The organism is Streptomyces adustus (assembly GCF_009377175.1).
Taxonomy (GTDB): Bacteria; Actinomycetota; Actinomycetes; order Streptomycetales; family Streptomycetaceae; genus Streptomyces; species Streptomyces adustus.
The window spans coordinates 1-8,729 of the sequence record NZ_VJZD01000327.1 but is presented as its reverse complement, the minus strand read 5'-3'; the positions used below and the strand labels follow the sequence as shown (position 1 = coordinate 8,729).

At 68.1% G+C, this 8,729-nt stretch carries 6 protein-coding genes and 1 pseudogene; 2 read left to right on the top strand and 5 right to left on the bottom strand.

From position 1 onward, the window contains the following. Positions 1–195: 195 nt before the first annotated feature. A complete protein-coding gene (locus tag FNH09_RS41985; protein ID WP_152895119.1) occupies positions 196–2,694 on the bottom strand; it encodes a protein kinase domain-containing protein in 2,499 nt (832 codons plus the stop codon). Positions 2,695–3,131: 437 nt separating this feature from the next. Here FNH09_RS41985 and FNH09_RS41980 point away from each other — a divergent pair. Next, a pseudogene (locus FNH09_RS41980) lies at positions 3,132–3,882 on the top strand (transposase family protein). A 629-nt stretch (positions 3,883–4,511) separates the two neighbouring features. Next, on the top strand, positions 4,512–6,638 hold the full coding sequence (locus FNH09_RS41975) for an NACHT domain-containing protein (RefSeq protein ID WP_152895118.1): 2,127 nt from the start codon (positions 4,512–4,514) through the stop codon (positions 6,636–6,638). Between the two features lie 245 nt (positions 6,639–6,883). On the opposite strand, the gene FNH09_RS41970 is transcribed toward FNH09_RS41975, so the two are convergent. The 4 genes from FNH09_RS41970 to FNH09_RS41955 all read right to left on the bottom strand — a co-directional run bounded on the left by FNH09_RS41970 (position 6,884) and on the right by FNH09_RS41955 (position 8,489). Beyond that, entirely contained in the window at positions 6,884–7,333 is a 450-nt protein-coding gene (locus FNH09_RS41970; RefSeq protein WP_238427423.1) for a hypothetical protein, read from the bottom strand. 157 nt (positions 7,334–7,490) lie between these two features. Next, positions 7,491–7,697, bottom strand: a complete 207-nt coding sequence (locus FNH09_RS41965) for a hypothetical protein (RefSeq protein ID WP_162469908.1) — start codon at positions 7,695–7,697, stop codon at positions 7,491–7,493. Further along, complete coding sequence (locus tag FNH09_RS41960; protein WP_152895116.1) at positions 7,690–8,178, bottom strand: hypothetical protein; 489 nt, start codon at positions 8,176–8,178, stop codon at positions 7,690–7,692. Before FNH09_RS41960 ends, FNH09_RS41965 begins: the two co-directional genes overlap by 8 nt. Positions 8,179–8,240: 62 nt before the next feature. Further along, positions 8,241–8,489 carry a hypothetical protein gene (locus tag FNH09_RS41955; protein WP_152895115.1) on the bottom strand — a complete coding sequence of 83 codons (249 nt, stop codon included), beginning with the start codon at positions 8,487–8,489 and terminating at the stop codon, positions 8,241–8,243. Positions 8,490–8,729 lie beyond the last annotated feature (240 nt).

Sequence of the window (8,729 nt, the reverse complement as noted above, 5' to 3'; positions counted from 1 at the left end):
CCATCGTGCGGGCGCGGCGCTCCCTCCTTTCGGCAATGCCCGTGGGGCGGCCGCCGAGACCGACTCCGGCCGCTCCCCAGCACCAGCCCACTCACCGAAAGAATCCTCATGACAGACGTGTTCGCCGCGAACGAATGGCTGCGCGTCGAATCGGATCCCAAACGCGTCCGCCATTCATGATCGATAGGGGTTTCCTCAGGAGGCGGGTGGCGTTCCAGTATCGGCACTCAGTGCGTAAATTCGGGTCTGGTCGATCCCAGTCACGATGACGCGATTGGAACCGACGGCAGCGACAGAATCGGCATCGCCGACGTACTGTCTCCAGCGTGCCTTGGCGGTCTCCAGGTCGAGAGCCACGACATTTTCCCCATCGACAAAGTACATGCAGTCCTTGGTTATGAGGGGATCGCCCGAGGCGGCGAATTGCGTCATTGGCGTGCCCTTGATGACGTCGAGGACGTGCACCTGGTCTCCGCTCGTCACGTAAACGAAGGATGATGATGCCGCGAGCACAGAATCAACATTCTTAACCTTTTGTGTCCAGCTATTCCCGGTGGTCGTATCGAAGGCCGCCACCTCCTCGGTTGCGATATCGCAGAAATAGGTCGCCCTGGATCCGCCGAACATATCGGACGTGTTGATGTCGATAGATATGTCCCAGGTATGCGTGATGCTCAGCTTGCGTGTGTCCACGGTGTAGAGCTTGTTGTCGTTATCGCATACGAACAGGTCGTGGCCGGAACTACCAACTATCGCGGCGAACGTGCGCGTGCCCTGCATGACAGGCGACTGGTTGCCGCTCGCGGCGTCGATGGCATGGAGCCCTGATTCTGTAAGGGAGTAGACCTTCCCGTTTACGATCTTCGGTGCGCCGGAATCCTCGGACTCCGCCTTCCAGACCCTTGCTCCTGAGGCGGCGTATCCCATTATGGCCCCCTTGCCTGTGACGATGATCCGGTTACGGTCGCACGTCACCGAGGATTCGTCGCCAGATATGGGCTTCCCCTTCTTGCCCTTCGCGAGATCGATCGCCATCAGGGCCTTTACGCCGTCGTAATAGCACAGGAGATCGCGGGTAGCCTGGACCAGGGTGTAATTATTTCGATCGAGAGGGATCTTCCAGATCGCTTCGCCGGTCGCGCCGTCAAGTGCGTAGAAATTGTTGTCGTCGCGCGCGATGACCTTTCGGTCAACGATGGCCTCGATATAGAATGTGCCGGATCCACCCTTGACGGGGGGTTTCCACTTCACATCTCCCGTGGCGGCGTCGAAAGCGTGGATACCCGCGTCGCCCGGTACATACACCAGGCCGTTGTCAACAAATGCTCCGGATCCGCCTGCGGCGCTCCACGGACCCGGTGTGCGGGAAGCTTGAGATTTAGGGCTGGACGTGGACGTGGGAGCAGTCTTGTGCTTTGCACTGGGCGTCGAGGTGCGGTGCGCCCCGGCCCCGGCCCTGGTCGTGGGTTCGTCCTGGCGCCAGGCGCCGAGGTCGTAGGCAGTGGTAGTGCCGACGAGGGCTGCGGCGCCGATACCGCTGAGGAGGAGGAATCTACGGCGTGAAGGTGGCTGCTGTTGCGGCCGTGCCGCGGGTGAGGGTGTCCGCTCGGGCTCAGGCGGTTGAGCGGCCAGGGTGTCCTGGCGGTCAGGTTGCGGCGTTCGTACTTGGGCTGGCTCGATGCCGGCAGGCTGTGCCGGTCGGGGTGGTGGCCCCTGTGTGGGTGTTGTGTGTATCGGAGCGACGGCAGACGGTTGCGCGGTCTCTGTTGGGGCGCTGTCGTCCGGCGCCGGTGCGGCCGGTGCGGCCGGGGCTGCATCGGCGACAGTGGGCGTGTACTGGACTGGCTTCGGCGCGGCCTCGATGGCGGGAGCGGTCGTTGCTGCTGATGTGATGCTGAGGGAGTTCAGACGGTCACGGACCTGTGCTGCGGCAGCGGGGCGCTCGTCAGGGTCTTTGGCGAGCAGGTCGAGGACGAGCTGGTCGAGCTCGGTGGGGATGTCAGGGCGCCGACTGCTGGGGGCTTCAGGGTCGCGCTGGATGTGGGCGAACATCAGGGCCGCGGTGTCAAGGCCGCCGAAGGGGGTCGCTCCGGTGAGGAGTTCGTGGAGCATGCAGCCCAGGGAGTACAGGTCGCCGCGTCCGTCACCGGCCTTGCCCAGGAGGCGTTCGGGCGGCATGTACTGAGGGGTGCCGATGATGCGGCTCGCCTGGGTCGCGGTGGCGGTGTAGCGGGCGATGCCGAAGTCGAGGATCTTGATCGCGCCGCCGGTGGTGAGCATGACGTTCGCGGGCTTCAGGTCGCGATGAACGACGCGCGCGTCATGGGCCGCGGCTAGGGCATCGGCGATCTGCGCGCTCCATCCGACGACGTCGGCGATCGCCAGAGGGCCTTCCGCGCGCAGGACCTGGGCCAGATCGCGTCCGGTGATGCGTTCCATGACGAGGTAGAAGGTGCCGTCGTCGTCCTGGCCGAGGTCGTGGATGGTGACGACGCCAGCGTGGGCGAGACCGCCGGCGGTGCGTGCCTCTCGCAGGAACAGCTCGGTGCTGTCTGTGCCGGGCTGTTCCGGCAGCAGTTTGACGGCCACCTCGCGTTCGATGCGCATGTCGACGGCTGCCCACACCTCGCCCATGCCGCCGCGGCCCAACAGGCTCTCCAGGGCGTAGCGGCCGGCGATGGTCCTGCCGTCCATATCAGATTCCTCCACAGGCAAAGCTGCCCTCTGGACTGCAGGCAGCGTGAATCTCTTCTCGATGAGTGAGAGGCCCCGCGCCGTCCTCTCAGCCTCCTGCCGCTGTCTCGTCAATGCGGGTGGCTGCTCCAACGGCAGAACCGGTGCTCAGGGGGCAGGAGTCGGTTGGGCGACCCACGGTGTGCACGGTCCAGACACGGACCCGCGATTGTGGAGATCCTGTGACTGAATAGTGCGATGATCTTCATATACGGCTGGACGTGTGTCTGACAAGTTTTCCGCCGTGTGTGGCCAGCTCCACGGTGAAGGGATCTACGCGAAGTGGCGCGAATCTCTCGGGCGCGGACGGTCCGCGCGAGTCGCACGGGGATACCGACCGGCATGAAGCCCCTGCTAAAGGGTGCTGTACAAAGCCGTGAGCTGGGCATCTTCTAGGCATGGCCGCGGTGTCACGTGCTGAGCGGGTGTGGGTGGAGACGTTCACGGGGCTGCGGTTGGCGCAGTTCTCGGGTCTGTTGAAGGTGATGCGGGAGCGGGGTGGCGACGGCACGTTGTGGGGCCGTCCGTGGTCGTTGCCGTCGGCCGAGCGGGTGCTTCTGGTCGCGGTGTACTACCGCACGAACCTCGGGATGCGGCAGCTCGGATCGCTGTTCGGTGTCTCCTCCTCAACTGTGTGCCGCGTCATCCAGCGGCTGGGCCCGTTGCTCACCTTCGGGCCCGCCAGCCGTCCGATGGATGCCGCGGACCGGTTGTGGATCGTGGACGGCACGCTGATCCCGTTGCGGGACCGGAGTGTGGCGGCCTCTTCGCGCAACTACCGGTTCTCGGCGAATGTGCAGGTCATCGTGGACGCGGACACCTAGCTGGTGATTGCGGCCGCGCGACCGGTGCCGGGCACGACCGCGGATGCCCATGCCTGGCGGGCGTCCGGGCTGAGCCGGCACTGCGAGGGTGTGACCGTGCTGGGTGACGGCGCCTATCTCAACTACGGGATGTCGGTGCCGCACCGCAAACGTCCCGGACGGGCTCTGCTGCAGGCCGAGGAGGACGACAACGTCGAGTACCGCAGGGTGCGTGCGCGGGTGGATGAAGAACTACAAAATCCTCCGCGACCGCCGCCAGTGGGGCGACAGTCTCCATCACGCGGTCCAGCCCGTCGCCCAGATGCTCGACCTCGCTCTCGCGTAATGAACAGAAGAGCCCCTCGCCAGCTCTGACCTGCCCGCACTCAGCCTTGTGCACCACCTTTTAGGCTCTTACGAGCGTTGGGCGGCCACTCATGGCGCTCCTCAGGCCAGGCAGGAGGAAGCCACGGTATCGGCGTCTAGACGGCAGACGGGGCGTTGCCAGCACGGGAATGCCAGGGCAGCTGTGCGTAGTGCTGATCTACGCGAGGCCCCTCGGGCAGTCGTGCCTCGTCCTGCGCCTGGCACTCCTGCTCCATCTGCCAGGTGTTCCGTGTATGCCGGTACTGCTCCTGGACGCGGGCGCCGGGCAGCGCGCCGGCCACGGCTTTGGCGACTACTGCGCGGGCGCTGGTCTCTGCCTGCTGCTGGGCGGCGAGTTGTGCGGCTGGTGTCCTGCGCCGGAAGTTTGATGAATATGCGCAGTCTTGCGCGCCTGGGACGGCCGGTGGCCGACGTGGTGTTCGTGGCACCTTTCCGGCGGCGGTTGGCACCAGGCGGCGCGGTTGGTGCTCACTTACAGGAAGCTGCTTGACCAGCATACGGCTTTCCGTAAACAGCCCTCGTGCGCCGCGGGTTGCGGAACAGTTCCCGGATGTGGGAGCGCAAGGATACGGTCGAGGATGGAACAGCGTGGGTGCCTGGTACCTGCTGCTGATGGTGGTCGGTGTGGGTGCCGCGTTGGCCCTGGCAAGGCATTTCCACCTGGACCTGCCCGCCACGGCGATCGCGTTGCTCCCGACCGTTGCCCCTGCCTACCTGGCGTGGGAGGCCTACCGGCGCGACCGCACGGATGCTCTGTCCGCCGTGGATTCGGGTGCGATAGCGGACCAATTGGCACGGGTGGTCAAGAAGCAGTGGGACGACGAAGCGGCGATCCGCAGGCTGAACGACCCGTATCCCCTCCCTGTCGCCTGGCGCAGCGCGGACACGACCCTGGTCGAGACCTGGGACCAGCTGACCAGGACGGCCCGAGCCTGGCCCCAGGGGCGGCTCGGTGACCCGCTGCGGTGGCCGGCCGACGCCGAGGGGCTGGCGGGGGCGGACGGCCGGATCGGCGAGGTGTTCAGCCACCGCGTGCCCACCCGCCGGTTAGTGCTTCTCGGCGAGCCCGGCTCGGGCAAGACGATGCTGCTCGTCCGCCTGCTGCAGGACCTGATCGCACGCAGATCGCCAGGAGGCTCGGTACCGGTACTTTTCTCCCTCGCCTCCTGGGACCCCCGCCAACCGCTCAAGGACTGGCTGGGCGATGAACTGCGCCGCATGTACCGCGGGCTTCAGGCCCCGGTACTGGCCGCGCCGCCGGCCAGGCCGCAGAACGCGGCAGCGGCCCTGCTAGAAGCCGGGCTCGTCCTGCCTCTGCTCGACGGCTTCGACGAACTCCCCGCCTCTGCACAGGCACTCGCCCTCGACGCCATCAACCAGGGCCTCTCAGCACAGGAGCCCCTGGTACTGGCCAGCCGTGTCACCGCCTACCGGCAGGCCCTGACCAGGCCCCGCATCAGGGTGCTCCTCAACGGCGCCGCAGGTATCCAATTGCTGCCGCTCACCCGCGATCAGGCAGCGCAGTACCTGCTCCGGGACGCGGGCGGGGCCGACACTCCCGCCGCTGCGCGATGGAGCCGCGTCGTCGCCCTCCTGGGGTCCACCGCCCCCGTCGGCCAAGCCCTCAGCACTCCCCTCGGGCTCTTCCTCGCCCGGACGATCTACAACCCCCGTCCCCTGGGCCCAGTCCTCGGCGACGGTGTCGCACACCCCGACGAGCTGTGCGACACCGCCCGGTTCCCCACCCGCGAGGCGCTCGACGCCCACCTGTTCGACGCCTTCATTCCCGCGGCCTACAACCCACGCCACCCGCGGCCACCGCGCTGGTCGGCCTCCCAGGCCCGGCGCGCTTTCACCGTTCTGGCCCGGCACCAGGAGAACTGGCACCACGGCAGCCCCGACCTGGCCTGGTGGCGGCTGCCCGAAGCCCTACCGACAGGGAAGCGACGCCTGCTGCTCGCCCTCGCTGTCGGATGCACCACCGGCCTGACTGGCGGCCTCGCTGTCGGTCTCAGCGTCATGTACTCGGCCGGCATCGTATCCGGGCTCGTGGTGGGGTGCGCGGCAAGTCTCGTGGCGGCGCTCCTGGCTGGCGCTGCGCCCGCGCCCAGCACGCATCTGCGCTGGTCGTCCGGCTCCCTCAAGACCGGGCTCAAGACCGGACTCCGTAGCGGCCTCACGACAGGCCTGGCGATCGGCGTCGTGGCTGCGCTCGTGTTCGGTGTGGCGAACCTGGTGATGGAGGGCCCCCGAGCCGCACTCGTGGTCGGTCCTGCCAGTGGAATCATGTTCGGTCTGATGGGCGGAGGGCTCTTCGGGACGGTAGCCGGCGTTGCAGCCGCATTCACTGCGGAGAGCTACGACCTGACGGCGATGGTGGGTCCTGCCGCACTGCTTCGCCAGGACCGGCGCATGCCGCTCGTGGTGGGACTCGGCTCCGCACTCGCCCTCACCGCCATGATCGGGCCGACGCTCGGCATCTTCCTCGGACTCGCGGCCGCGCTCGCGGTGGGACTCGTGGGGACCGCCTGGGGAAGGTTCGCCCTCACCAGGACCTACCTCGCCGCGCGGGGCGAAGTCCCAAGAGACCTGATGGCCTTCCTCGCAGACGCGCACGAACATCGCGGCGTACTGCGACAGGTGGGAGTGATCTACCAATTCCGCCACCTCGACCTACAACGCCACCTCGCCCAGCGCGGCGACGAGCTGCGCTGATCACGCGACCGCATGATCAGTGGTGCACAGCACGCGGCGTACGCCCCACCTCATGAGCGGACGAGCCGACACCACGCGCCGGGACAGGTGTCCGTCCGGGGCACGCGAAGCTCAACCTCAACTAGCGTCCTGCGCCGGGAATTCGATCAAGAGATGTCGCGAGGCGTTGGAGGATTTCGTCGGCGTCCTTGGTCCAGATGAACGGCTTCGGGTTGTCGTCCCACTGGGCGATCCAGGCGCGGAAGTCACGCTCGAGGACCTGAAGGTTCCTGTGCACTCGACAGGTCGTCGCGCTGCGCGACATGGGCGGCGCAGGCGCGCAGGACGGCGGTGAGCGTCGCTGCCGTCCTCTCGGGAGGCTCGTGTCCGTCGATGGACGTCATCGGGTACACGCTGACCTGGGGGCGGTCGTCGGGGCAGAGGGTCAGGCTGCCGTGATAGCGGGTGCGGCCGCGGGCGAGCCGCGGGTGAGCCGCGGTAGGGCGTCGTCGGGGGCGGTGGGCTGGTAGGCGTTGACGGGGCCGAGGCACGCGCGTACGGCGGTGAACTGGTCCCAGTGGTGGGGTGCTGGTGACGTGCACGCTGCCGCGCATCGCCCCGCCCAGTTCGAAGACGACGGCGTTGTCCTGGCGGGGGCCGGCGGTGGCGCGCACGGGGCCGGCGGGCGTGTCAACGGTCAGGCTCGGGCTGGTCATGGGCGGCTCGGTTCGGTGAGCGGGGTTCTGCCGTTCCGCGCTCGCCGAAGGGGAGGGCGCGGGTGTTGGAGCGGCAGGTCTTCGGCCAGTGGCGCTCTGGCCGGGGCGGGCCGTCCACCGCCCCGGGGGGACGGGGGCAGCGGACGGCGTCTGTGGGTCACTCCTGAGGCGGCTTGTGGCGGCGCTGATTGTCCCGTTCGGTCAGGGACACGTCCTTGCCGCACAGACAGGTGCCGTAGCGGCGACCGTGCAGGTGGAAGTACTTCGGTCCAGTGTTTTTGGCGTTGACGGTGCGGATGGTGCCGGGCACCGGGGTGGTGTTGGTGCAGTAGCCGGTGGCGGTGACGGCGGGCTTCTCAGCCACGGGGGCCCTCCCCGTCGGCATCGGGGATCTGTGCCAGGACCGGCGCGTCGTAGACCTCCCGCTGTACGGCGAGGACGCCGGGGCACGGGATGACGGCCTGCTGGAGCTCGGCAGTGTTCATGGGGTGCAGCCACCCGCCGCGGATAGCCCAGCCGCAGGCGCGGGGGTGGGGCTCGGTGGCCGTGGTGGCGACCAGGACGGCGGTGCGTACGGTGCTGCCCTCCAGCGCGAACACCAGCAGCGTGCGCAGCGCGCAGAAGTCGTCCTCGTCCAGCACGGCCAGGCGTAGCGGGGCGGTGCCGACGGAGAGGCCGGCCTGTGTCCGGACGAACGTGTCGTCGGTGCGCTCGGCTACGAGGTTGAGCGTGTGTTCGCCGTCGCCGAGTGCCTGGATCAGGGCGGCAAGCGCGGTCAGGGCGTGGCTCATGGAGGCCGCGATGGCGGCGTCGTTGGGGCGGGTGAGCTCCGGGCGTGAGGGCATAGCGACTCCCTGCGGCTGGCGTGGCATGGTGCTGCGCCCCGACCCGGGCGCAGCGGTGGTGATCAGTTCCAGTTCTCGGGGGCGGGGCGGAACCGGGCCTTAAAGGCCGCGGCCTCCTCCTCGGTGGCGGCGCGCCAGTCGGCCGTCTGCTCCGCAAGCGAGCGAAACATGGTCTCGTCCACGCTTTCCCGGTGGTCGTCCGCGCTCCGGTAGGTGATGTGGAACCGGTCGACGGACGTGATCTGCACGGTCGTGGCACCGTCCCGGTGGTGGTCCCAGGAGACGTACTGGCCTGCCGCGAACTGGGACATGGGTCTTCCTCCGTACGTGAGGGGGCGGTGAGCACCGGCGGCCGGCGCACGTCTCGTGTGGCGCGGCGAGGTCTTCCATGGCGCGCGGTCTGCTCCGCAGACGCGTCGCGCTGCCTCTACGCGGCAGAGGCGCCGGGGCGGGCGCGCTCCGCGCTCCCTCCGGGTGGGGGAGCGCTCCGCGCTCTGGGGCCGGGCAGGCATCCCCGGATAGTGGGGAGGGGTGTCCGCCCGGTGCTGGGG